19 protein-coding genes are annotated in these 23,852 nt (G+C 66.7%); 10 read left to right on the forward strand and 9 right to left on the reverse strand.

The features are described 5' to 3' along the window. The first annotated feature begins 240 nt into the window (after nt 1–240). Nucleotides 241–2,070 carry a hypothetical protein gene (locus tag AC07O8_RS11060; protein WP_495048049.1) on the forward strand — a complete coding sequence of 610 codons (1,830 nt, stop codon included), beginning with the start codon at nt 241–243 and terminating at the stop codon, nt 2,068–2,070. Between the two features lie 18 nt (nt 2,071–2,088). Here the strand turns inward: AC07O8_RS11060 and AC07O8_RS11065 are convergent, their stop codons facing one another. The 5 genes from AC07O8_RS11065 to AC07O8_RS11085 form a co-directional block, all read right to left on the reverse strand. Further along, complete coding sequence (locus AC07O8_RS11065; RefSeq protein WP_495048050.1) at nt 2,089–2,907, reverse strand: DeoR/GlpR family DNA-binding transcription regulator; 819 nt, start codon at nt 2,905–2,907, stop codon at nt 2,089–2,091. 68 nt (nt 2,908–2,975) lie between these two features. After that, the gene (locus tag AC07O8_RS11070; protein WP_495048051.1) at nt 2,976–4,022 is read right to left on the reverse strand and encodes a BadF/BadG/BcrA/BcrD ATPase family protein; all 1,047 of its coding nucleotides are present in this window, start codon (nt 4,020–4,022) and stop codon (nt 2,976–2,978) included. A 66-nt stretch (nt 4,023–4,088) separates the two neighbouring features. Further along, nucleotides 4,089–5,264, reverse strand: a complete 1,176-nt coding sequence (locus AC07O8_RS11075) for an SIS domain-containing protein (RefSeq protein ID WP_495048052.1) — start codon at nt 5,262–5,264, stop codon at nt 4,089–4,091. Nucleotides 5,265–5,382: 118 nt separating this feature from the next. Further along, complete coding sequence (locus AC07O8_RS11080) at nt 5,383–6,672, reverse strand: D-tagatose-bisphosphate aldolase, class II, non-catalytic subunit (protein WP_495048141.1); 1,290 nt, start codon at nt 6,670–6,672, stop codon at nt 5,383–5,385. A gap of 111 nt (nt 6,673–6,783) precedes the next feature. Further along, a complete protein-coding gene (locus AC07O8_RS11085) occupies nt 6,784–7,686 on the reverse strand; it encodes an EamA family transporter (RefSeq protein WP_495048053.1) in 903 nt (300 codons plus the stop codon). Nucleotides 7,687–8,030: 344 nt separating this feature from the next. Here AC07O8_RS11085 and AC07O8_RS11090 point away from each other — a divergent pair, with 344 nt between their 5' ends. The 4 genes from AC07O8_RS11090 (at nt 8,031) to AC07O8_RS11105 (ending at nt 15,997) form a co-directional block, all read left to right on the forward strand. Continuing rightward, nucleotides 8,031–10,931 carry a TonB-dependent receptor gene (locus tag AC07O8_RS11090; RefSeq protein ID WP_495048054.1) on the forward strand — a complete coding sequence of 967 codons (2,901 nt, stop codon included), beginning with the start codon at nt 8,031–8,033 and terminating at the stop codon, nt 10,929–10,931. 195 nt (nt 10,932–11,126) lie between these two features. Then, entirely contained in the window at nt 11,127–11,951 is an 825-nt protein-coding gene (locus AC07O8_RS11095; protein WP_495048055.1) for an endo alpha-1,4 polygalactosaminidase, read from the forward strand. Between the two features lie 75 nt (nt 11,952–12,026). Continuing rightward, on the forward strand, nt 12,027–13,169 hold the full coding sequence (locus AC07O8_RS11100) for an amidohydrolase family protein (protein ID WP_495048056.1): 1,143 nt from the start codon (nt 12,027–12,029) through the stop codon (nt 13,167–13,169). Then, nucleotides 13,166–15,997 carry an alpha-galactosidase gene (locus tag AC07O8_RS11105; protein ID WP_495048057.1) on the forward strand — a complete coding sequence of 944 codons (2,832 nt, stop codon included), beginning with the start codon at nt 13,166–13,168 and terminating at the stop codon, nt 15,995–15,997. The genes AC07O8_RS11100 and AC07O8_RS11105 overlap by 4 nt, the downstream gene beginning before the upstream one ends. Here AC07O8_RS11105 and AC07O8_RS11110 read toward each other — a convergent pair. The 3 genes from AC07O8_RS11110 to AC07O8_RS11120 all read right to left on the reverse strand — a co-directional run bounded on the left by AC07O8_RS11110 (nt 15,994) and on the right by AC07O8_RS11120 (nt 18,500). After that, nucleotides 15,994–16,836, reverse strand: coding sequence for a DUF3037 domain-containing protein (locus AC07O8_RS11110; RefSeq protein ID WP_495048058.1), 843 nt, complete (start codon nt 16,834–16,836; stop codon nt 15,994–15,996). The genes AC07O8_RS11105 and AC07O8_RS11110 overlap by 4 nt on opposite strands. Beyond that, entirely contained in the window at nt 16,833–17,516 is a 684-nt protein-coding gene (locus tag AC07O8_RS11115) for a hypothetical protein (RefSeq protein WP_495048059.1), read from the reverse strand. The genes AC07O8_RS11110 and AC07O8_RS11115 overlap by 4 nt, the downstream gene beginning before the upstream one ends. A 204-nt stretch (nt 17,517–17,720) precedes the next feature. Next, entirely contained in the window at nt 17,721–18,500 is a 780-nt protein-coding gene (locus tag AC07O8_RS11120; protein WP_495048142.1) for a CsgG/HfaB family protein, read from the reverse strand. Between the two features lie 268 nt (nt 18,501–18,768). On the opposite strand from AC07O8_RS11120, the gene AC07O8_RS11125 reads away from it, so the two are divergent. Beyond that, entirely contained in the window at nt 18,769–20,031 is a 1,263-nt protein-coding gene (locus tag AC07O8_RS11125; protein WP_495048060.1) for an MFS transporter, read from the forward strand. 111 nt (nt 20,032–20,142) lie between these two features. Next, on the forward strand, nt 20,143–20,601 hold the full coding sequence (locus tag AC07O8_RS11130; RefSeq protein ID WP_495048061.1) for a lysozyme inhibitor LprI family protein: 459 nt from the start codon (nt 20,143–20,145) through the stop codon (nt 20,599–20,601). A 27-nt stretch (nt 20,602–20,628) separates the two neighbouring features. Here AC07O8_RS11130 and AC07O8_RS11135 read toward each other — a convergent pair whose 3' ends face one another. Next, nucleotides 20,629–21,150: a DUF2867 domain-containing protein gene (locus AC07O8_RS11135; protein ID WP_495048062.1), complete on the reverse strand. Its 522-nt coding sequence runs from the start codon at nt 21,148–21,150 to the stop codon at nt 20,629–20,631. A gap of 144 nt (nt 21,151–21,294) precedes the next feature. Between AC07O8_RS11135 and AC07O8_RS11140 the strand changes: the two genes are divergently transcribed. The 3 genes from AC07O8_RS11140 to AC07O8_RS11150 all read left to right on the forward strand — a co-directional run. Continuing rightward, the gene (locus AC07O8_RS11140) at nt 21,295–21,804 is read left to right on the forward strand and encodes a hypothetical protein (protein WP_495048063.1); all 510 of its coding nucleotides are present in this window, start codon (nt 21,295–21,297) and stop codon (nt 21,802–21,804) included. Further along, a complete protein-coding gene (locus AC07O8_RS11145; RefSeq protein WP_495048064.1) occupies nt 21,801–22,580 on the forward strand; it encodes a hypothetical protein in 780 nt (259 codons plus the stop codon). Before AC07O8_RS11140 ends, AC07O8_RS11145 begins: the two co-directional genes overlap by 4 nt. 143 nt (nt 22,581–22,723) lie before the next feature. Further along, nucleotides 22,724–23,852, forward strand: a 1,129-nt coding sequence (locus AC07O8_RS11150) for a hypothetical protein (protein WP_495048065.1), incomplete at its 3' end; no start/stop codon positions are given.

Here is a 23,852-nt window from a genome sequence, read left to right on the forward strand (position 1 = left end):
CGATCCGGCTGAAAACGCCGGGGTCGAACGAGGTGCCCTGATTCAGGTAGGCGCCTGCCTGTCGCGAGTTGGACGGTGACCGCGCAGCTGCAGCTGTCGCTCATGCCGGTGCGCGAGCGCCAACCCTCCGGGCCTTGACCAAGCGTTTGCATGGGACGACCGCCGTGGAAGCGCCGCGGACGGCGTCGGCATGTGCACCGCGGCGCGCTCGCGCCGCAGCCATCACCTGAAGGAGTGTCCGTGATTCAGCCCGCCAATCCACCCGCCGGCGCCGCCGATGCCGCGCGCGGCTATCTCTGGGCCAGCGGCAGGGGGACATGGCAATTCAAGCCCGTCGTCGGCGCACGCACCCTGCAGATCTTCCAGGAGACCGCCGGCAGGACCTATGCCGCGGGCGATCTGACATTCAGTCGGGCCAACGCTGCCGACCTCCGCATCGATCTGCCCGGGACGCATCACCACCTGCTGCTCGAAGACTGGTATGCGGACCCGTCCTGGCAGCTGGACAAGATCCAGTACAACAACGGCTCGAATCAGGCGTTGCTGAACCGGACCGCGCCCTGGGTGCGCCTGTCCGAGCTGGTGAGCGGGGATCGTCGCCTCGATCTGCCCCTGCGGGACGCGGCCAGCGAGCCCCTCGGGAAAACGGTGTCGGCCGACGACGAGCGCGAGACTGGCGCATCGCGATCGCCGCCTGCCTTCAAGGCGAAACCAGGGGGCGAGTTCACGCACGGTGACGACCGGGACAACACGATCTTCACCCGTACTGGCCCGGAACGGATCTTCGCGGGTGCCGGCGACGATCGGATCGTGGTCGCCCATCGCAAGCCCGGCCAGCTGCCGCCGGACAACAAGTACATCCGCGGCGGCCCCGGGAACGACACGGTGGACTACAAGACCGCCTTCGATTCGCCCGACGTCGGCATCACGGTCAAGCTGAAGGAGCGCACGGTGACCTGGGGCACGTCCGGACACGACCGGGTCGTCAATATCGAGAACATCAGTGGCACCGTTGCCGCCGATCACTTCGAGGGCAATGCCGGAAACAACGTCATGACCGGGTATCACGGCAACGACGTCTACCTCGTGACGCGGGGCGGCGGCCGGGACGTGATCGTCGATCAGGATGCGACGGCGGACCATGTCGACACGCTCCTCTTCGAGCAGGGACTGCGGCGCGAAGACCTGCGCGTCAGCGTCGCGGGCGACGACGTGGTGATCGAGGTGCTCGCGGCGGGGGGCGGGATCGATACCGTGACCACCATCCAGAACGGCGTCCGGAAGGCGTCCGCGATCGAACGGTTCCAAATGCACGACGGCACGACCTATGCATGGTGGGAACTGGCGGAGCGGCCGCCCCTCGCCTCGACAGCGATGGCCGACGAGCCGGCCCCGAGTCTCGTCCCGGGCGACGGTCGCAGGACGACCTACCGCGGCACGGACGGCAACGACCTGATCGCGGTCGGCGCCCTGCACGACAAGGTCCTGGCGGGAGGCGGCGACGACCGGATCCGGGTGGATCACGCCTACGCGCTTGGGGCGCCGCAGAACAAGGAGATCCAGGGCGGTGCTGGCAACGACACGGTGGATTACCACGGCGCGTTCGGAGACGGCGGCGGCATCCACGCGACGCTGGACACGCAGACCCTGACCTGGGGCCAGGGTGGGGAGGATCGTCTGATCGGCATCGAGAACGTCGTTGGAACCGACGATGCGGACTGGTTCAAAGGCGACGCGAAAGACAATCGGATGACCGGCCACCGCGGCGGCGACACGTACCTCGTGACGTTCGGAGGCGGAAAGGATGAAATCGTCGACCACGACGACACGCAAGGCAACGTCGATACGCTGCGTTTCGACGAGGGCATCCGACCGGATCTGCTGCGCTATCGGGTGGAGGGCCCCGACCTGGTGATCCAGCTCCTGCTCGAGGACGGCCGATACGACACCCGGGTGACCATCTGCAACGGAGCCCAGGGCGATTTCGCGATCGAGCGGTTCGTTCTGGCCGACCGGACCGAGTTCCAGATGAACCTGTTGAGTGAATTGCCCTTCAGCGTGCTCGGCTGAACGCCGTCCGGCCGACGCTCAGGCCAGCACCACCTCGACGCCGCGGCGTCGCAGCTCGCCGACGATGCCGTCGTCGGCCTCCTTGTCGGTGATCAGCATGTCGATCTGCTCGACCGGCGCGATCACCGACAGGTTGCGCTTCATCAGCTTGGACGCGTCCGCGACCGCGACGATCTGGCGCGCGATCTTCATCATCTGCGCGTTCAGCTGCGCCTCCAGCAGGTGCGGCGTCATCAGGCCGATCTCCGGGTCCAGGCTGTCCACGCCCAGGAACAGCCGGTCCGCGTAGAGGCTCTGCAGCGCCGTCACCGCCTGCGGGCCCGACAGCGAGTACGAGTTCTGCCGCAGCAGCCCGCCCGGCATGATCACGTTGACGCCCGGCACCGTCGCCAGCAGCACGGCGATGTTGAGCGCGTTGGTGATCACGTTCAGCGACTGCAGCCGCAGGCCGCGGATCTGCTTGGCGATCTCCTCCGTCGTCGAGCCGGAGTCCAGCAGGATGGTCTCGCCGTCGCGGATCAACTTCGCCGCCTCGACGGCGATGCGCACCTTCTGCTCGTGGTGCAGCTTCTGCTTGACGCTGATCGGCACCTCCTCGGTGTCGCGATGCGCCAGCGCGCCGCCGTGCGTGCGCAGCAGCGCGCCGGTCGAGGCCAGCGCGTTCAGGTCGCTGCGGATCGTGACGACCGAGATGCCGAAGCGCTCGGCCAGCTCCTCCACCGTCACCTTGCCCTGCGCCTGCACCTGCTCGCGGATCAGCCGCCGGCGCTCGTCGATCAGCAACGCGGCGTCAGGCTTCTCGGCCTTGTCGGCGGTGGCGGTGGTCATGGTGGTCATGGGAAGCGGAAGCGATGAACTTTCGAATGATATCGATCCAGCAAGGTTCGCAAGCGCCGGTCCGACCCTCACGCCGTCGGCCGGACGACGCCCTCTCCCGCTTGCGGGAGCGGGTGGGGGTGGGGGTGAGGGCCAGCGGCCGTTGCAGGCCGGAGCTGCACGCCGACGAGCCGGGCCGCGTACATGGCCGCGCCCATCTCCGGACCGAAGCGCGGCACGATCAGCCCGGCGCCAGGGACCTCGCGCGCGAGCGCCAGCCGCAGCGCATCGGTGACGGTGGCGCCCGCTTCGAAGACGCCGCCGGTGTAGGAGACCGGCACCTGGGCGTCCACCGGCAACGCGAGCTGCCGGGCGATGGCGCCCGCGAGCGCGGCGAGCTCGTCGCCCGCGCGGACCAGCAGCGCGGTCGCCTGCGCGTCGCCGTCGGCGGCCGCCGCGGACACGAGCCGCGCGAACTGCGCGAGCCGGCTGCGCGCCGCGTCGCCGTTGATCGCCGCGCAGAGGTCCAGGTCATGCGCGAGCTGGAAGTGTTCCCGCACGAGCCCGAGCAGCGGTCCCGGCGCGGCGCGGCCGTCGGCCATGCGCGAGAACAGCGCGAGGCCTTCGCGCGCCAGCCAGTAGGCCGAGCCTTCGTCGCCGAAGACTTCGCCCCAGCCGCCCGAGCGCGCGCCGCGGCCCTGCCATTCGCCGTAGGCGATCGAGCCGGTCCCCGCGACCAGGCTGATGCCGTCGTCGCCGCCCAGCGAGCCGGCCCAGCTGCAAACCATGTCGTTGCCGATGACCGCGCGCGGGAGCGCGCCGGCGAGCAGGCTGTCGAAGTCGGCGATCAGGGCGCTGTCCTCGCCGTGCGCCGGCAGACCGGCGAAGGCGGACGTCACCTGGGCCGGCGTCACGCCGGCCTGCTTCAAGGTCTCGACCACGCCGTCGCGCAGCAGCGCACGCAAGGCGCCGAAGCCGATCTCCAGGTAGTAGCTGGTCGTCGTGGTGTGGCGGGCGAGCAGCTGGCCGTCGCCGTCCAGCAGCAGGAAGGAGGTCTTGGTGCCGCCGCCGTCGATGCCGAGGAAGACCGGGCGGTCGGCGCTGATGTCGTGGGGACCGAGGGTGGCGGGAGTCATGAGCGGTTCAGTGGGCGGGTCTGAGGTCGGCGCGATGCCGGGTCCGTGGAGCGGGCGCGGGTCGACTCAAGGCGCCGGCGCGGCGAGCGGATGGATGATGACGCCGCTGACGACGCGCGTCACGGTGCCCGAGGCGCTCGGATTGTCCGGCGTGATGCCGAGCTTGAGCGAAGCCAGCAGGGCCAGGCACTGCGCGAAGACCAGCGCCACCGGCGCCAGCGCCAGGTCGGGCGCGTTCACCGGCAGGTCGAGCAGCACGTCGTCCGCGGCCAGCGCGTCCTCGGCGTTCAGCGCCGAGGTGCTGAGCGCGACGATGCGGCCGCGACCCTGGCGGCGCAGCTCGCGCAGCAGGTCCAGGTCGTAGCGCCGGGTGTAGCTGTCGTTGGACAGCACAATCAGCACCAGCGTGCGGTCGTTCAGCACCGTCTTCGGGCCGTGGCGGAAGCCCAGCGGCGAATCGGCCAGCGCGACCAGGCGGCCGTCGCTCAGCTCCAGCACCTTCAGCGCGGCTTCCTTCGCCAAGCCCTGCAGGCCGTTGCTGCCGAGCACGACGACGCGCTCGAACGGCTGCGCGTTCAGCGCGTCCAGGCGCCCGGCCTCGGTGGCCAGCAGCTGGCGCGCCGCGTCGCCGAGCGTCTGCGCCGACGGGAGCGCCAGGCCGAAGGCCCAGGCCGCGGCCAGCAGCATGCCGGTGAAGCTCGAGGTCATCGCGAAGGCGCGGTCATGCGTCTCGTCGGGCAGCAGCAGCACATGAGCCCGGTCGCGCCCGCCGAGCCGGCGTGCCAGCGTGCCGTCGGCCGCGCAGGTGACCGCCAGGTGATGGCACGCGTCGACGGTCGCGTCGGCCAGCTCCACGGCCGCCAGGCTCTCCGGGCTGTTGCCCGAGCGGGCGAAGGACACCAGCAGCGTCGGCACGCCCGGCTGCAGGCACTGCGCCGGGTTGGAGACGATGTCGGTGGTGGCGATCGCCTCGACGCGCAGGCCGGGCTTCGCGCCCAGCTGCTGCAGCAGCGCCGGGGCCAGGCATTGCCCGATGAAGGCCGAGCTGCCCGCGCCCGTCAGCACGATGCGCAGGTCCGGCAGCGCCAGCAGCGGCTGCAGGAAAGCGTCGATCGCCTCGCGTCGCGATTGCACCAGCGCATGCACCGTGCGCCAGACCTCGGGTTGCTGGGCGATCTCGCGCGCGGTGTGCGGCGCGCCGCGGCGGGCGAGTTCGGCGGTTTCGAAGTTGAGCAGGCTCATCGTGACGGGTCTTGTTTCATGGGAAAGGGCCGGAGGTCGAAGCGGTTCAGGTCGTCACGCGTTCTGGCATCCGGACGTTCGGGCGTTCTTGCGCTCTGTCGTTCTGTCGTTCTGTCGTTCAAGCGGCGCAGGCCGCGAGGTACGGACGCAGCGACTGCGCGGCGCCGTCGCGCAGCAATTCCGCGGGGCGGTTGCGCAGGCGGCCCTCGCGGATCGCGTCGTACTGGCGCGGCAGGAACTGGCTGAGCAGCGTCAGCGGCGGCGGTGAATGTTCCAGCCGGTCCAGCAGCGCCGCGCAGGCGGTCTGCACCTTCGGATGCGCCCAGTAGTAGCGGATGCGGTCGCTCAGGCTGTAGGCCAGGTCGACCTGCAGGCGCGACGGGTCCTGGTAATAGGGCGCCCAGTGGCCGGGCTCCGCGCGCATCACGCCGAGCACCGTGTCGACCAGGTTGTCCTGGCCGGCCTGCGGGCCCAGCCACTCGCGCTCGACGGCGGCCAGGGCCCACAGCGTCTCGCGCAGCGCGAAGGTCGCGCCCGGGCCGACCTTGAGGATCGCGAAGTGGTCGCGCGCGAGTTGCGCCAGGCGCTCGGGCGTCTGGTAGTCGGTCGAGTGCGCCTCGAAGACCAGGCCCGGCTGCGAGGCGATGAACGCGCTCAGCGCGCGCGCCTTCTCCGGCTGGTAGTCGATGACCTTGTGGTGGTCGAACTCGACGCCCGGCTGCACGACCATCGCGATCACGCGGTCCCAGGCCGCATCGAGGCCCGACTTCGCGAACGCCTCGCGGTGCAGCGCCAGCGTCGCGCCGGCCGCCTCGGGCGAGGTCACCGCGAGATCGTCCAAGTCCTCATGCGCGCCGCCCGGCACCGGCACCTCGGTGCCGATGACGTAGACCGGCGGCTCGCCGCGGTCGGGCGTGTCGCGCCAGGCGGCCTCGGCGGCCAGGCACAGCCGCACCGCACGGGCGGCGATCTCGGCTTCGGACAGCGGCACCGGATCGTCCGCGCAGGACATCGAGCAATCCAGGTGGATCTTGCGGAAGCCGGCCGCGACGTACTGCGCCACCATGACCTCCGCCTTGGCCATCGCCTGCGCCGCGGGCTGCTTGCGCCAGGCGTTCGGACCGAGGTGGTCGCCGCCCAGGATCAGCAGGTCGGTGTCGACGCCCTCGGCCTTCGCGATCGCCTCGACGAAGCGGCGGAAGTCGACCGGCGTCATGCCGGTGTAGCCGCCGTCCTGGTTGACCTGGTTGGAGGTGGCCTCGATCAGCGCGGGGCGGCCGAGCGCGCCGCACTCGCGCAGCGTCGCGGCGATGACGACGGGATGCGCCGAGCACATCGAGGGGATGCCGATGGCCGGCGTGTCGGCGCCGGGCGCCGACTGCTTGTGGCGCCGCACGAGATCGAGCATGAGCTTCAAGGGGAGTCCTTCCTGTCGAGTAGGCGGGTACGGGATCGCCGGTGGGGTCGGGTGTTGACGTCACCGGCTGATCGCGCCGCTGGTGGGGTGTTCAAGGGGTGTTCAAGGCGTCCGTGAGGAGGGCGACGTCTTGGCGTCGCCCTCGGGTTGCAGGGCCAGCAGCAGCGCGGCGAGCAAGGCCAGCGCGACGCCCGCCAGCTTGAAGCCGCCGGGGGTGGCGCCGCTCATCGCCATCGAGGCGAGCGCCGTCAGCAGCGGGGCGCCGGCGTTGACCAGCGGCGAGACGACCAGCGCCTTGCCGTAGCGGAAGGCGTAGACCAGCGTGAGCGCGCCGATCGCGTTGAGCACCTGGATCACGGCGGCCAGGCCGGGGCCGTCCCAGCCCCAGGGGATGGGCTTGGAGAAGTCCGTCATCCACAGCGCCGCCGGGATGCACAGCAGCGCGCTGACGGTCATGTAGAAGAAGATGCTCTCCGCGCTGGCGGCGTTGTTGGCGGTCTTCAGGAAAAAGGCCTGCAGGCCCCAGGCGGCCATCACGACGACGGCCAGCGCGAACCACAGTCCCAGCGCCTGGCTCTGCTGGCCGGGCTGGTAGTCGAACAGCGGCAGTGCGAACAGCGCCAGCACGATGCCGGCGACGCCGAGCTTGCCGGTACGCTCGCGCAGCAGTCCGAAGGACAGCGCGATCGTCACCCCCGGCGACAGCGACACGATCGGGAAGATCAGGTAGGCGGGACCGGACTCGACCGCGCGGAACAGCAGCATCTGCCCGCCCGCGCCCAGAAGTCCGACCGTCAGGCCCTGGATCACGGCGCGGCGGTCGCGCTGCAGCTTCCAGCCAGCGCGCGCCAGCACGAACACGGCCGGCGGGATCATCGTCAGCGCCCACACGACGTAGACCAGCGTGTCCGGGAAGCCGCGTTCGGAAGACAAGCCCGTCAGCGCGCCCCACGCACCCCAGAACAGGGTCGTGACAAGCGCGTAGGTCAGCCAATGTCGTTGCATGGAGATCGCTTTCTTTCTTGGAGGGGTCTCGACGGCCCAGTGGGAAGCGGAGATCGTCGGAAGCTTTCGAACGAAAGAATAGGGTAAGGAAACCGGAAACACAACGGAAGAAACCGTGACAGGCTCCCAACAGGCGCATTTCGCGGGAAAACCCGGACGAATCAGGCGCTGTCGAGGTGCGTTGGTGAGAATGTGTAGCTCGAATTCTTTCGACCGTCATCAATTCGAAAGAATAAACGTCGGTAAAAACGATATGCGAAATTAATCGAAAGACTACGTAGACTTGCGCCAAGCCGGTCGAGGTCCAGGACTGGCAGCGGACAAGCCAACAAAAGGAACCTGAGATGCGAGCTCCCCTGTCCTCCCTCCTGAATGCCGCGGTGTTGAACGCCGGATGGGCGCCGCGGCCCGTGGCCGCAGCGGCGGCGATCGCCGCCTTGACTTTCATGGGCGTGGCCCAGGCCCAGGTCCAGCCGCCAGCGGCCGCCGCCTCGGCACCCGCGACGACGTCCGCAGACAGCAAGGCCGATGCGAAGGCCAAGGACGCCGACCAGACGCTCGACCGCGTCGAGATCACCGGCACCCGGGCCAGCCTGCAGCGCTCGCTGAACCTCAAGCGCGCCGCTTCGGGCGTGCAGGACAGCATCAGCGCCACCGAGCTGGGCCGCTTTCCCGACGACAACGTGGCCGACTCGCTGAGCCACATCACCGGCGTGTCGATCTCGCGCACCGCCGGCGGCGAAGGCCAGAAGGTCAGCGTGCGCGGCCTGGGTCCCGAATACACGCTGACGACCTTCAACGGCCGCATCCTCGCCACCGACGGCGAAGGCCGCGACTTCGCCTTCGACGTGCTGCCCTCGGACATCATCAGCGGCGCCGACGTCGTGAAGTCCGCGCAGGCCTCGGTGATGGAAGGCGCGATCGGCGGCCTGGTGAACCTGCGCTCGGCCAGCCCCTTCGACCAGCCCGGCCAGCACGGCATCCTGCGTGTCGAGGGCGACCGCAACACGATGTCCAAGCTCAACGGCGGCAAGGTGTCGGCCACCTACAGCAACACCTTCGGCAAGGAACTGGGCGTGCTGTTCGGCGTGGTCTACGCCGACCGCAAGGTCCGCACCGACACCGCCGGCAACGACGGCGGCTGGACGCGCAACCCCATCTCCGACCCGGCCGCCAACTGGACCGGCAACGCCTGGGGCGGCAACATCGACCCGAACGGCAACGGCGTGCTGGACAAGGACGAGGAAGGCCTGATCGGCCCGGGCCAGTTCCGCGTCGGCACCATCCAGGAACAGAAGAAGCGCACCGCGCTCTCCGGCAAGGTCGAATGGCGTCCGAGCGATGCGCTCAAGGTCACCGTCGACGGCATCAAGACGCGGCTGAACTCGCCGCAGGTGGGCTACCAGCAGTCGTTCTACACGCTGTTCGCGCCGGGCCGCTGGTCCAACATCAAGACCGAGAACGGCGTCGTCACCGGCTTCACGATGGACAGCGCCAATCCGGACAACCAGCTCAATCCCGAGCTGCTGAACCTGACCACGCACCGCGTCGTCGACAGCGCCGTCTACGGCCTCAACGCCGAGTGGAAGGCCACCGAGACGCTGAAGTTCAACGGTGACGTCTACCAGTCGACGTCCAAGCGGCATTCGGGCGGGCAGGACACCTACACGGTGCTGCGCATGAACCAGCCCAACGTGACGACGGTGAACCTGACCGGCTCGCAGGTGCCCGACATCAAGACCACCTTCGCCGACGGCCGCGACCTGATCGCCGGCCTGGCCAGCGGCGCCTTCGGCCCGAGCGACTTCAACACCCACTACCTGGGCCTGAGCGGCGACAACATCGACGACAAGATCCGCGGCCTGACGCTGAATGGCGCCTGGACGGTGGACCGCTTCAACGTCGACCAGATCCAGTTCGGCGTGCAGGCCACGCGGCGCGACAAGAACCGCGACCTGGTCGACAACGCGATCAACGGCGGGGAGAACTACTACTCCGGCACCAACGCGATCAACGTCGGGCAGCTCGGCGGCAACGTGCTCAACGAGCACCTGACCCCGCCCAACTTCATGAACGGCGTCAGCGGCAGCTTCCCGCGCTCGTTCCTGGGCTTCGACGTGCCCAACTACCTGGCGGCGCTGCAGGCCTACAACGGCAAGCCGCGTCCGGACGGCGGCACCTACGACTTCAGCAATGCCGGACCGGTCTGGAATCCACTGCAGAGCTACCGCGTGCGCGAGAAGACGACCTCGTTCTTCGTCGAGGCGGATCTCTCCGGCGAGCAGTGGAACGCGGACATCGGCGTGCGCCTCGTGAAGACCAAGACCACGGCCAAGGCCTGGGATGCCAAGATCGCCAGCCTGACCGAGAACGGCCCGTTCAACTACACCGCCGTCTACGCCGATCCGACCGAGATCAGCCAGAACGCCGAGTACACCTACGGCCTGCCTTCGGCCAACTTCGTCTGGCACTTCACCGACGCGCTGCAGCTGCGCCTGGGCGCGGCCAAGACGATGGCGCGGCCGTCGGTCGAGCAGCTCGCGCCGACCAGCACCACGGCCAGCGTCGCCTGGGGCGACTTCACCCAGGTCTTCGGCGGCAACGCCGATCTGAAGCCCTACAGCGCCAAGCAGTACGACGCCTCGCTGGAGTGGTACTACGCGCGCAACTCGGCGCTGACCTTCGCGGTGTTCCAGAAGGACATCAAGAACCAGATCACCACCAGCTGGGAGACCGGCGTCGACATCGGCGTGCCGGGCCATCTGTTCAACGTGATGAAGCCGATCAACGGCGACAAGGCCAAGGTCCGCGGCATGGAGATCGGCTTCCAGCACCTGTGGGACAACGGCTTCGGCGTGCGGGCGCAGTACACGCGCAACCGCTCGGACAGCTGGGTCGGCGGCGAGAAGCGTCCGCTGGAAGGCATCGCGCCGGCGACCTCGTCGCTGGGCCTGCTGTACGAGAAGGGCCCGTGGAGCGTCAGCGCCACGGCCGACCACACCGACGACTTCGTGTCGGCGATCAACGTGATCGGCCCGGGCTTCAACGAGCGTGCCAAGGCCATCACCTGGCTGACCGCGCAGGCGGCCTATGAAGTCAACAAGTGGCTGCGGATCTCCATCGAGGGCCGCAACCTGACCGACGCCAAGCAGGAGTACACGCTGGGCGACGGCAACATCACCTTGCCGCAGGGCTACAACCGCTGGGGCCGGGCCTTCACGCTCGGGGCGAGCATCAAGTTCTGACGCCGCGCTGATCGAAGAAGAAAAACAGACGAGCAAGGCAAGCAAGACAAGCAAGCAGGACAGACGGGAGACGCCGGACTGGGCCATCCAGCCGGCGTCATCCGGTCGCCGTATTCGAATCGGGATGTTCTTGAGAGGACGTTGGGCGTTCCACAACAAGCAGGCCGCGTTGCCGGCCGCATCCCAGGAGAACTCATGAAACGATCGCTGATCCGTTCGATGGCCACCGGCCTCGCCACCGCCGCCGCATTGGCGTTGGGCCTCACCGCCGCGAGCGGCGCGCAAGCGCAGTCGTGGTGGAAGCCCGGCGTGAACACGACCTGGCAGTGGCAGCTGACGGGCACGCTCAACACCGGCTACAACGTGGCCGTGTACGACATCGACCTCTTCGACACGACCGCGCAGACGATCGCCGGATTGAAGGCGCAGGGCCGCAAGGTCGTCTGCTACTTCTCCGCCGGCAGCTCGGAGAACTGGCGCGCCGACTTCGGCAGCTTCAACGCCGCCGACATGGGCAAGGCGCTGGACGGCTGGGCCGGCGAGAAGTGGCTGGACACCCGCTCGGCCAACGTGCGCGCGGTGATGCTCAGCCGGCTGGACCTGGCGGTGTCCAAGGGCTGCGACGGCGTCGAGCCGGACAACGTCGACGGCTACACCAACGCGACCGGCTTCCCGCTGACGGCCGCGACCCAGCTCGACTACAACAAGTACCTCGCCAACGCCGCCCACGGCCGCGGCCTGGCGATCGCGCTGAAGAACGACGTCGACCAGCTGACGCAGCTCGAGCCCTACTTCGACATGGCCGTCAACGAGCAGTGCAACCAGTACGACGAGTGCGGCGGCTACTCGGTCTTCACGAACAAGAACAAGCCCGTGTTCAACGCCGAGTACGCGTCCAAGTACAAGAAGAACACCAACGGCGCGCGCGACAAGCTCTGCACGAAGATGACCGCCGCGAAGATCCGCACGCTGGTGCTGCCGCTGGACCTGGACGACGCCTACCGCTACAGCTGCAACTGACCTTCCTCCACTGTCCTCAGTGGTTCCATTGCCGATGGTTCCACTGTTTCCACTGTTGTTGATCCAATGACCCACATGACGAGAACTCCCGTCCGCGCCGCGCTGCCGGCCCTGCTGAGCGCCGCGCTGACGGCCGTCGCGATGGCCGCCTCTTCTGGCGTCCTGGCGGCACCGAAGTCCAAGGACAACGATGGAGACCGCTACACGATGGCGGACTTCGCCAAGGTCCCGAAGATCGATTCGCACGTGCATCTGCACAACGCCGATCCGGCGTTCATCGACGCCGCGCGCCAGCTCGGCTTCAAGGTGCTGACGATCAACGTCGACTACCCGGACTTCCCGCCGCTGGACGAGCAGCAGCAGGCGGCGATCGAGCTGCGCAAGGCGCGTCCGGCGGACGTGGCGTGGGCGGTGAGTTTCTCGTCGGAGACCTCGGATCAACCAGGCTGGCTGGACGCGACGAAACAGCGCGTCGACGCCGGCCTGCGCGCCGGCGCGGTCGGCGTGAAGGTGTGGAAGAACATCGGCATGAGCCTGCGCGACAAGCAGGGCAAGCTGGTCATGATCGACGACGCACGCTTCACGCCGCTGTTCAAGTACTTCGAGGACCAGGGCATCACGATGCTGGGCCATCAGGGCGAGCCGCACAACTGCTGGCTGCCGCTGGACAAGATGACGGTCATCAACGACCGCGAGTATTTCGCGCACCATCCGCAGTACCACATGGCGCTGCATCCGGAGATGCCGAGCTGGGAGGACCAGATGGCCGCGCGCGACCGCATGGTGGCGGCGCATCCGAAGCTGAAGTTCGTCGGCATGCACATGGCCTCGCTGGAGCGCAACGTCGACGAGCTGGCCGCCTTCTTGGACCGCTTCCCGCTTGCCAAGGTCGACCTGGCCGCGCGCATCGGGCAGCTGCAGTACCAGAGCCAGCTGGACCGCGCGAAGGTGCGTGCCTTCATGATCAAGTACCAGGACCGCCTGATGTACGGCACCGACGTCTCGCAACCGCCGCAACAATCGGGGGCCGAGCTGCTGAAGGAAGTCGAGCCGGTGTGGCGCATGCACTGGCGCTACTTCAACACGGAGGAGTCGTTCAAGGTGTCCGATCTCAAGAAGCCGGTGAAGGGCCTCGGCCTGCCCAAGGTCGTCGTCGACAAGCTGTACCACCTCAACGCCGAGCGCAGCTATCCCACCGCTTGGAAGGCGGCTCAATGACCGGGCGTCGCGCCTTCCTCCAATGGCTGGGGGCGGCCCCGGTCGCGACGATCACGCCGAAGCTGGCGCTGGCCGCCACGGTCGCGTCGCCCGGCGCCGCAGCGGCGGCCCGGGCGGCCGACCTCGGGCGAGGTCATGTGCGGCTGCAGGATGAGCGGCTCTCGCTGCAATTCGATGAGCGCATGCGCAGCCGGATCGTGCGGCTCGGCGGCGCGCGTCCGCTGGCGCTGACCGGCTTCGACGCGGGTGAGCAGCTCGTCATCGCGGAATTGAAGCCCGTGGCGGCCGGCGCTGCGCTGCTCGGCGCGGAGGCGGCCGGCGCGCCGCCGGCGACGACGCCCCGGACGCTCGAGCGCTTCGCGCTGACGAGCGCGGTCCCGAGCAGCGGCGCGACGCCCTTCGGTGCCGGTCAGCGGCTGACGCTGACGGGCAAGGCCGAGGGCGCGGGATCCAGCGTTGCCGTCGAGAAGACGATGACGGTCACGCTGCTGGACGAGCACCCCGGCGTCGCGCTGATCGAGGTCGCCTTCGTCAACCGATCCGACAAGCCGCTGATGGTCCAGGGCTGGACCGTCGCGTCGCACCGCCTGCTGGCAGCGCCGCGGCATGCCGGTGGCTGGTGGACCTACTCCGGCTCGACGCACACGGACCGGCGCGACTGGATGCAGCCGGTCAAGCGCGGCTTCGAGCAGCGCAACTTCCTCGGCATGGATTCGTCCGACTACGGCGGCGGCACGCCGCTCGTGGACGTGTGGCGGCGCGACCTGGGGGTCGCGATCGGCCATCTGGACAAGCTGCCGCGCCTGGTCTCGCTGCCGGTGAAGGCGGTGGGCGAGCAGGTCGACATCGCGCTGCGCGGCGACGAGCCGCGCACGCTCGCGCCGGGCGAGACGCTGGCGCTGCCGCTGGTCTTCGTCGCGGTGCATGAGGGCGACTGCTTCGTGCCGCTGGACCGTTACCGGCGGCTGATGAACGCGCAAGGCCTGGCCGCGCCGGAGCCGCCGCGCAGCGCGCACGACTCGGTGTGGTGCGCGTGGGGCTACGAGCGCGACTTCTCGCTGGAGCGCGTGCGCGCCACGCTGCCGAAGGCGCAGGAACTGGGCCTGAAGTGGGCGGTGCTCGACGACGGCTGGCAGCGCCAGACGGGCGACTGGTTCGACATCGACCTCAAGAAGTTCCCGCGCGGCGAGGAGGACATGAAGGCGCTGGTCGCCGACATCCATGCGCGTGGCATGAAGGCGCGCCTGTGGATCGCGCCGCTGGCGGTCGCGCCGGGCAGCGACGAGCTGCACGGACACGCGGATCTGCTGCTGCTCGACCAGAACGGCGCGCCGCAGATGATCACGTGGTGGAACTGCCTCTACCTGTGCCCGGGGGCGAAGGGGACGCAGGAGCGCACGGCGGCGATGTTCCGCAAGATCATCCAGGACTGGGGCTTCGACGGCGTCAAGGTCGACGGCCAGCACCTGAACGGCGTCGCGCCGTGCTTCAACCCGAAGCATGGGCACGCGAAGCCGGAGCACTCGTACGAACACATGGCGGACTTCTACCGCGCGATGTTCGAGGCGGCGCATGCGGTGAATCCGGAGGCGGTGGTCGAGGTCTGCCCGTGCGGCACGAGCTACGCCTTCCACAACATGCCGTGGATCGACCAGGCGCCGGCCTCGGACCCGCTGTCGAGCTGGCAGGTGCGGCACAAGGGCAAGGCGCTGAAGGCGCAGATGGGGCGCTGGTCGGCGTATGCCGGCGACCACGTCGAGCTGTCGACCGGCGGCATGGACTTCGCGTCCGCGGTGGGCGTCGGCGGCGTGGTGTCGACGAAGTTCACGTGGCCGGAGGATCCGAAGCCGAAGGACTCGTTCCTGCTCACGCCGGAGCGCGAGACGCACTGGCGCAAGTGGATCACCGCGCACAACGCGAAGGGCCTGTCCGATGGCGCCTACCGGGGCGAGCTCTACGACATCGCGTTCGACAAGCCGGAAACGCACGTCGTCGAGAAGAACGGGGTGATGCACTACGCGTTCTACGCGCCCAGCTTCGACGGCACGGTGACGTTGCGTGGGCTCGGCCCGGGCGTGTGGAAGATCCGCGACTACGTGAACGGCGTGGACCTGGGCGCGGTCGACGCGGCGAAGCCGACGCTGAAGGTGAGCTTCAAGGAGAACCTGCTGATCGAGGCGGTGCTGAGCTCGGCGATCGAGCGTCCGTTGGCGCGCGCCGCGCGGCTGCCGTCGCGGCTGATCGGTCGCGATGGCTTCGCGCTGGCTTCGGCGTGGGAGGAAGCGCCGGCGCTGTTCTTCGCGCACGACTGGCGCGGTCGCCCGCTGACCGGCACGCAGTCGACGCGTGTGCAGCTGCTGCATGCGGACGGCGCGCTGCACCTGCGCTTCAGCAGCCGCTACAACGCGCTGACGACGTACGAGCGCGAGGTCTCCGCGACCGACATCTGGCCGCTGTGGGAGCGCGACGTCGTCGAGGTCTTCCTGCAGGCGCCGCAGGATGCGGGCACGGACCGCTACCGCGAGGTCGAGGTCTCGCCGAACGGCCTGACGATGGACCTGGAGGTGCGCGGGCAAGGCCGCAAGCGCTTCATCGGCGAGAGCAAGGCGCGCACGTCGGTGGACGAGGCCCACCGCATGTGGACGGCGGAACTCGTCGTGCCGATGCCGCGCGCGGCGCAGTCGCTCGACGGGTGGCGGATCAACCTGTTCCGCATCGAGGGGAACAAGGAGTCGCGGCAGTTCAGCGCGTGGAATCCGACGGGCAGTGAGAAGGCGAACTTCCATGTGCCTGCGGCGTTCGGGCAACTGCGACTGGAGCAGGCTTAATCCGTCGAGAGCTGGGGCAGCGGCGGCTGCCCCATCGCCTCAGCCAGCAGGTCCATCATGTCCTGCATGTCCCGACTCGATTCGTGCACGAAGATTCGATCCGCAACGCGTTCGGCGAGCCGAATCACGCGCTTCGCCTCTGGTTGCTCTGAGCCCGCGACCACGAGCAGACCCTGGGCGCGCCCTGCGCCGATCAGTTGCGGAGCGACTCCCAGGGTCAACACCTTTGCCTGAGCCTCCACGCGTCTTTGATTGACATGCGAGGCCACTCGGAAGTCGGTGGTCTGCAAAGCATGCAGCGCACCGTTCTTCAGCGCAAAGTCCAAGGTGAGACCTTCCTCAGGACTGAGCGCGTAGCGAGGAACGATCCTGTGGTCGTGGATGTCTTGGCCCGGCTTGGCCAGCCAGTCATGCGCGGCGAATACCGACTTCATCTCCAGGAACAGTCGAGACACGGAAGCGCGTTCCCGCTGCTCCTGGCTGCGGACGGGCTCGGCGACGACATCCAATGCCCATCGAATGGCCCGGTCATAGTCTTCTGATGTGTCGAAGGTGATGAAGCCGGCAGTTGGAGCCACCCGCAATGGGCCAACACCAGAGACGTACAGACCGAGATGAGCCGGCAGGGTCGTCAGTTCCGACGCGATGCCATCGAGGCCCTCGCGCAGCGCCTCGATATCGCAGGACGGGTCGACGGCGCTTACCTTCCGAAGGGCGGTTGCGAGATGGGCTCGCACACGCCCATTCGGCAGGAATGCGATCAGGCCGATCGCCACTCGCTCATTGCGATGGGGATACGGCACGTACTCGACGATTCGGGTGATAGCTTGTTCGCTCATAGCCAACGTTTCACGAATTCGATGCGGTCCGACGCGCGGTGCGTCTCCCAGTAATCGTAGGTGCCTTGGAGATCGACGCAACTCGCCCATGAACCCGGAGCAGACTCGACGACGCGCCTCAACCAGTCATCTGGCAAGGTCGCGATGCGTTGCAAGACCCCGAGGTCGGCCGTCACGTTCAGATGCCGCTTGAAGAAGGACCACCAGCGCGATGTCTGGCTGTCACGCAAGGCCTCGGTGTCGCCGAACGGTTCGCCGAAGCGGACCCAGGCCCGCGAGAAGTCGATTGCCAGTAGCGACTCTCCTCCGGTCAATCGAGACAGCAGGAAGTTGCCGCCATGGCGGTCGAGATTCACAAGGAACGCATCCAGCGGATAAGTCTTGGCGATCGACGCATGGTGCGCGCTGAAGAAGCGGGCAGCCTCATAGGTCGAGGGATCCTTCTTGATCTCCCTGGGGTCCGCGACGAAGCGTGAGCCGAAGGCTGGATCCTTGCCATCGCGGTACTGGAGAACTGCGAAGTCAGGCGTCCTGACACCCACGGCGCGGCACAGGTGATAGCCGACCCATTCGCAGAGGGGCAGCGTCGGGTGATCGAGGAGCCGCTTGACGGCGTAGGTGTGGCCGTCATCCGCTTTCGCGATTCGCTTGAGATCGGCGCCGCCAAAGGTGGCGTCCATCTCGTGCTCGACGTGGATGGGTAGCAGTGGGGAGTGCATGTCGTTCGGATCTGCTTCATTGCAGTTCCGACGACTCTAGATCCGCCAGGACCAGGCGCTCGCGAGGCCTGTGCCAAGCGCGCCACACGACTTTGAGTCAGTCGATACGACGTATGAGGAATTGCCATCGAGGTCGCGCTGCGGCACGCAGCGCGCTGGGCCACCTCACGCGCCCGCCGCAGCCTTCTTCGCGTCCCCCGCCTTCTTCATCGGCACTGGATCCGGCAGGTCCTTGGCCTGCAGCATGCGGGCCTGGACGACGAGCTGGTTGTGCGCGTCGAGGAATGCCGCGGCGATGACCTTGCCTTCGTTGCTGTTGGCCCAGCCCGCGCCCGCGGCGCCGCCGAGCTTGCCCAGCACCAGGCCGCCCATGCCGAGGTCGGTCACGCGCACCGAGCCCGTCGCAGCCGCGACTTGCTCCGTCGTCTCGTTGTCGGTCAGCAGCAGCGCGACCTGCGCTTCCTTGAGCTTGATGTGCTCCGCCGCGCCGACGAACTTGTTGAGCACCGGGATCATCCCGAGGATGCCGCCGACCTGGCGGCCCGCGTCCTGCTCACTGAAGGTCAGGCTCGGGATCAGCGTGTACTGGGCTTCGTAGCCCTTGCCCTTGTGCACGGTGCTGCCCTGCTGGCGGAGGATGCCGGCGTCCTTGAGCTCCTGCTCCTTGATCGTGGCCTTGAGGCCCGAGTTGCGATCGACGACGCGGAAGCAGCCGCTCTGCTGCGCGAGCAGCCGCACCAGCGGCAGCGGCGAATTCGGCAGGCCGTTGGGCGCGCTGATCGTGTAGCCGTTGGGGTTCTCCATCAGCGACAGCGTCGCGACGGGCGCGTCGCACTTCATCAGCTCCCGGTTGGCCTTGTTGGCGCCGGCCGGGCCGGCGGAGCCGGTGATCTCCGAGCTGCCGTCGCCCAGCGTCGCGCCCTGCTTGCCGCAACCGGCGAGCATCGCCACGGCGACGCAAGCGGCGATCACACCGCCCGTTCGGGGCAGGGAAGGGCCGATGGAGGCGAGGGAACGCGCGAATGCCATGGATATCTCCTGAAGAACGGCCCGGACCTTATCCCAAATGCGGGCGAACCCGGCCCCCACCGATGGGTGGCTGCGTCGCGGAATGTCGCGTCGTGACGGCAGCTTTACGGGCGGTTACCAGGGGGAGGCGAGAATCCGCCCCTTCGGTCCCCCGCGACCGCACAAGATCCCCGAGGCTTTCCTCATGAACGACAAGTCCCCGAGCCGCGCCCTCGCGTGGCTGGTGTGCGCGCTGATCGCCGCGTCGCTGTACGGCAACTACTACGTCTACGATTCCATCGGCCCCGTCGCCGACGCGCTGCAGAGCCAGCGCGGCTTCAGCGACCAGCAGATCGGTCTGCTCAACGCGATCTACAGCCTGCCCAACGTCGTGCTGATCCTCGTCGGCGGCGTGCTCGTCGACCGCTTCGGCGCCGCGCGCATGACGCTCTGGACGGCAGGGATCTGCTTCCTCGGCGCGCTGCTGACCGCGCTCAGCCCCAACTTCGCCGGCATGGCCGCAGGGCGGCTGCTGTTCGGCATCGGCGCCGAGACCTTCGGCATCGCCACGCTGGCGGCGCTGGCCCAGTACTTCGTCGGCGGCAGCGTCGCGTTGTCGATGGGCCTGGCGCTGTCCATCGGCCGCCTGGGCTCGTTCTCCTCGGACATGTCGCCGACCTGGTTCCCGCATGCCTACGCGCAAGGCTGGCAACCGCCGCTGATGATCGCCGCTGCGATGGCCGCCGCCTCGTTCGCCGGCGCGCTGGCCTACTGGGCGATGGACCGCCGCATCGCCGCCTCCGCCAAGGGCGAGATCGACAAGCAGGCGCAGCCCTTCGCCTGGCGCGACCTGCTGCACTTCGGCAAGGCCTACTGGTACCTGCTCACGCTGTGCGTGCTCTGGTACTCGGTGATCCTCGCGTTCCGCAGCACCTTCTCGATCAAGTACTTCCAGCACGCGCACGGCCTGGACCTGGCCGCGGCGGGCGCGATGAACAGCTACGTGTTCCTGGCGGCGGTCTTCGCGACGCCGGCCTTCGGCTGGCTGTGCGACCGCGTCGGACGTTATGCGCCGTTCCTCGCCTTCGGCGCGGTGCTGCTGCCGATCTCGATGGCGATGATGGCGCTGACGTCCACCAGCCTCTGGGTCTCGACCGCGCTGATCGGCGTGAGCTTCTCGCTCGTGCCGGCGGTGATGTGGCCGCTGGCCAGCAAGCTGGTGTCGCCCGCGCGCTTCGGCACGGCGATCGGGTTGATGTGGGTCGCGCAGAACGCCGGAATCGCCGGAGCCAACCTCGTCGCCGGCTGGCTCAACGACCGCGCCGGCGCGAGCGCGCAGAACCCCGCCGGCTACGAGTCGATGATGCTGTTCTTCGGCCTCGCCAGCGTCGGCGGTGCGGTGTTCGCGGTGATCCTGTGGCTCACGGCGGGAAGGCGCGATCAGGAGAAGGTGGCGCCGGCAGTTTGACCCGTCGAGGCTCGACGCGATGAACGAAGCCCCCCATCGATCAGGTCAGCAAGATCATTGTTTCCGTTCGCTGAACTCTGCAAATCAGCAACGACTGAGGATCCAACGAGCATGAGACGAACCCCCTCCATCTTTCTGAGTCTCCAAGGACTTCTGGTGGTTTTCGCCGTCACGGCAGTGATGGCATGGCCATTGAACGCCGAGGCCGCGAGCGCGCGATGTGAGGTGGCAGAGCTGGACGATCTCGCCTGCTTGCTGGAAGAGTACGACCAGGCTGATCAGCTTCTCAAACAGAAGCTGAAGAATCTGCTTGTCCGGGCGCAGAAGTTTGATCCCGGCGAGTATTCGACGGAGGAGAAGCAACGCATCCGGAAAGATGTGGTGAACGCCATCAGCGGCGCCGATCGAGCGTGGCGAATGGCCTTGAAAAACGAATGCGAAACGCTGTTGACGGTTTCCTTTGGCCACGGCATGGGCGCAGCTGTCGCCATCGCGCGCTGCAAGATTCAACGCACCTACGACCGCATCACGTTCTTGAGCAAGGACGAGACCTACAAGTGGATTGAGTGAGTCTGTCTTGAAGCCGAGCAAGGCGGCTTAGCCAGCCGTACCGAATCGCCGCGCCGCCGCCTTCAGATGCGAACGCACGACCAGCACATGCCCCGGCAGGATGAGCGCGAGGTAGAACCGGCCCAGCCGGTTGTGGCAGTTCACGACTGTCGTCGCGACGGCTTCGCGACGCGTCGATCCCTCGACGCGACGGATCAGGATCGACAGCTTGAAATCCAGATGCTGGTCCTGCTCGCCGAAGATCGCCTCCTCGCGCGTTGCGGAAAGCACGCGGAAGATGTCGACGTGCTCGACAGCGATCTCATCGAGGTGCTGGCGCATCGCCGCGGAAGTCTTCAGACCAAGCGGCTTCACCGCCGCATCGCGTATCGCGAGCAGCGCGCGGAACCACCACGGCGGATCGGCCAGCGTGGCGCGTGCCAGCGCCATCGCGTCGTCCGGCGCCTCGTCGGCCAGCGTGATGGCGAAGGCGTCGGCGAGATTCGCGCCGGCGTAGGACGGCGCGAGTCGGCTCTCCGTCGGTGGGTCAACGCGAAAAGGCCTGGGCATCTAGTGCGTCGAACAAGGTGCCAAGCGAGATCTTGATGTGGGTGTTGGGGTGCATCCTTGCCTAAACGACTTCTTTCGGCGCATCCTAAAGCTGTCATCAAGCGAGTGGATGTGCGCGCGATTGCTCGGCGGTAGCCTAACGCGATGTCGAAATCCACATTCATCGAGAAACCCTCGGCTCGCCACGCTGTTTCGGATCCCGGTGCGCAAACACGAGCGCAGCTTCGTACAGGGTTGATCACGATGACCTTGGCCGTTGTTCAGACTGTTCTGATCGCTTGGTTCGGCTTTGCGCTAAGTGGACGCATAGAACTCGCGCTCAAGGAGCGAGCGATGACTGTTCAATCCGCGAATGCTTTGGCGAGCGTTATTGCAGATATGCAGAGCACTGAACACCCTACATCTGACCAAGCGGCATACGTCCGAAAGATCGCAATGTACGGTAGCGAGGCGGTAGAGCCACTCACGATCATGGCAGCCGCAAGAGGGCCTTATGCCGAAACGGTGCCATTAGAGGGACTGAAGCTGGTCGCAGTGCATCACCACGAAGAAGCCTGCAGGTCGCTTGAAAATGTCGTGGCCGCAAGACATCTTGTTGACCCCCTTCGCTTTGAGTCGATCGCCAAGTTGCACAAGGAGCTGCGGTGCTCATGAAACGCGTAGCGGCAATGCTGCTGTTGTACTCAGTAAACGCCCAGGCGGACGTCAACTGTCCTGGAATCTATGAGCGTGGCGTCAGCGACGACACCTATTTCGTCCTGACGTTTGTCGGCGGGGGGACGGCTGCTTCGGCCGAGGCTAGGCAGCGCCAATCGAAGCGCGGACAACTCGAATCCAACGTGACGCCTCGTCTGCAAGACTTCGTTTACAAAATCGCAAAGCCCATTGCTTCGAGCGCGCCGTCGATCGTGCTGCTGACTTGCGACTTTGCGATGGGAGCATCCGATCTCGACCGAGAAGATCTGCAGGGCCTCGCCAAGCGCAATGTGCTTGCAACTGTTTGGGGAGGCAGTGAGGACGGCAAAGCTAGCGCGGTCTACGTGTCACTGCCTCACTATTTGCGTCGGAGTGGACCGCGCAGGGAAGTTGAGGTCGTTTGGCTTCGTGTATCCGCAGGTACGGATGACCTTGAGGACTGGGGAAAAGAGTTCGCGCGCAACAGCATTGCTCATCAGGCGATGTTGGCGCTGGCCGTGGGGTTCGCCGCCATCAAACGCGAAGACTGGCAGCTCGCCAAGTTGAGTCTTTGTCAGGCGCGCAGCGATCTCAAGCTCATTACCAAGGAAACCGTTCGCCCAGAGCCGTCCGACCTGCAACAGGACATGGGGCGCCTCGTGAAAGAGGCATTGGAGCAGGTGGATGAAGAGGCTAGCCGCAAAGGTGTAAATCTGAACGCCGTGCCACCGATCAAGCTTGCATGCAGTACGTGAGGCAATCGATGATCCGAACAATGACGCTCGTTGTCGTAATGGTGTGCTTCGCATTGTTTGGGGGGTGCTCGACGACAGTCTTGACTGCGCCGTGCGACAGCCCAAAGGTGAGCAACAGTTCTGTTCCCTCAGCATATCTCGTCATGCTTCCCTACGCCTATCGCGAGCCGGGTGAAACTCCTCGTACGCGAAACGATGCAGTGCAGGCTCTGAATGATCTGGCTGGACTACAAGTTGTTCGAATGGGAGCTGATTCGAGCGATATGCATGTGACTTTGCTAAAGGATCGTGGAAACGGATGCGACATCGAAGCGGTCTACCGCAAGTTCACGGAAAAGTCATTTTTTAGTAATGAACTTCTTTCGACCGTTGTCTTCTATTGGGGGCATGTCTACGAGGACAAGGGCCGCCTGCTCGTTCAGAGTCATGTGCGCACGCTCTGGAAGAATCCAAATGAAAACCTGATCGAGGTGAAGGCGACAATATCGGATGGTGCAGCGACATTGCCTTTCACAGGAAGAATCCCCTCGAACACTGTGTCATTCCCCGCTCGCAGCTTATCGGTGGATCAACAAGGCGAAGGTCGCCGTAGCCTGCGAATGTCGCTGCAAGCCAGAGACGAGCCGTCCCTAAGGGGCAAGGCGGTGCAGTTGCCGGAGAAATTTGTCATTCATCGACTTGAAGGCGATTGGGTCGAGTTACGTGACGCATGGAGCGCCCGATCTGCGTGGGTCGCAATTCGTGATCCGGGATCACATGCCAAAACTGTACTGCCGGAACTCAGCTTCGCGCAGGCACTCTCTGAGTATGCGAGCTACGAAAGAGCAACGAGCAGCCAAACGGCCGAGCGCGCGATTCAATGGCTAGATGAGTTTCGAGCAGCTGCTACGGATGAAGTTCGAGATGACGGACTGCACAATGCCACAGCTATTGCGAACGTCATCGAAGCGGTGTTGCGGGCGGATCGTCGAAGGTCTTCTGACCGGCGACGCGCGGGGGAACTCATGGATGAAGCGGTGCTTGCGATGCCGACGAACAGCGCGGTTCTCAATCTCGCAGCTGTGCTTAAGGTCGATCAATGCTGCGCGACGAAGGAAGCGGCCAGCGAAGTTCAACGTCGGTTCGAATTGGCCCGACGTCTCGACGCGGGCAACGAGATGATCGCGACAAACTTGCTTAACTGGTATCGCCTACTGGAGAGTAAGGACCGCTTGCTCTGGCCTGAGCCTCCCGAAGAGATTCGTCGTCGTGGGGGGGGGGGGGGGGGGGGGC

Source organism: Roseateles sp. GW821-FHT09G09, from assembly GCF_059415965.1.

Coding starts and splice junctions, on each gene's coding strand:
- AC07O8_RS11065 (WP_495048050.1), bottom strand. CDS start 2,907: ATGACCACCATGACCACCGCCACCGCCGACAAGGCCGAGAAGCCTGAC.
- AC07O8_RS11070 (WP_495048051.1), bottom strand. CDS start 4,022: ATGACTCCCGCCACCCTCGGTCCCCACGACATCAGCGCCGACCGCCCG.
- AC07O8_RS11075 (WP_495048052.1), bottom strand. CDS start 5,264: ATGAGCCTGCTCAACTTCGAAACCGCCGAACTCGCCCGCCGCGGCGCG.
- AC07O8_RS11080 (WP_495048141.1), bottom strand. CDS start 6,672: ATGCTCGATCTCGTGCGGCGCCACAAGCAGTCGGCGCCCGGCGCCGAC.
- AC07O8_RS11085 (WP_495048053.1), bottom strand. CDS start 7,686: ATGCAACGACATTGGCTGACCTACGCGCTTGTCACGACCCTGTTCTGG.
- AC07O8_RS11090 (WP_495048054.1), top strand. CDS start 8,031: ATGCGAGCTCCCCTGTCCTCCCTCCTGAATGCCGCGGTGTTGAACGCC.
- AC07O8_RS11095 (WP_495048055.1), top strand. CDS start 11,127: ATGAAACGATCGCTGATCCGTTCGATGGCCACCGGCCTCGCCACCGCC.
- AC07O8_RS11100 (WP_495048056.1), top strand. CDS start 12,027: ATGACGAGAACTCCCGTCCGCGCCGCGCTGCCGGCCCTGCTGAGCGCC.
- AC07O8_RS11105 (WP_495048057.1), top strand. CDS start 13,166: ATGACCGGGCGTCGCGCCTTCCTCCAATGGCTGGGGGCGGCCCCGGTC.
- AC07O8_RS11110 (WP_495048058.1), bottom strand. CDS start 16,836: ATGAGCGAACAAGCTATCACCCGAATCGTCGAGTACGTGCCGTATCCC.
- AC07O8_RS11115 (WP_495048059.1), bottom strand. CDS start 17,516: ATGGACGCCACCTTTGGCGGCGCCGATCTCAAGCGAATCGCGAAAGCG.
- AC07O8_RS11120 (WP_495048142.1), bottom strand. CDS start 18,500: ATGCTCGCCGGTTGCGGCAAGCAGGGCGCGACGCTGGGCGACGGCAGC.
- AC07O8_RS11125 (WP_495048060.1), top strand. CDS start 18,769: ATGAACGACAAGTCCCCGAGCCGCGCCCTCGCGTGGCTGGTGTGCGCG.
- AC07O8_RS11130 (WP_495048061.1), top strand. CDS start 20,143: ATGAGACGAACCCCCTCCATCTTTCTGAGTCTCCAAGGACTTCTGGTG.
- AC07O8_RS11135 (WP_495048062.1), bottom strand. CDS start 21,150: ATGCCCAGGCCTTTTCGCGTTGACCCACCGACGGAGAGCCGACTCGCG.
- AC07O8_RS11140 (WP_495048063.1), top strand. CDS start 21,295: ATGTCGAAATCCACATTCATCGAGAAACCCTCGGCTCGCCACGCTGTT.
- AC07O8_RS11145 (WP_495048064.1), top strand. CDS start 21,801: ATGAAACGCGTAGCGGCAATGCTGCTGTTGTACTCAGTAAACGCCCAG.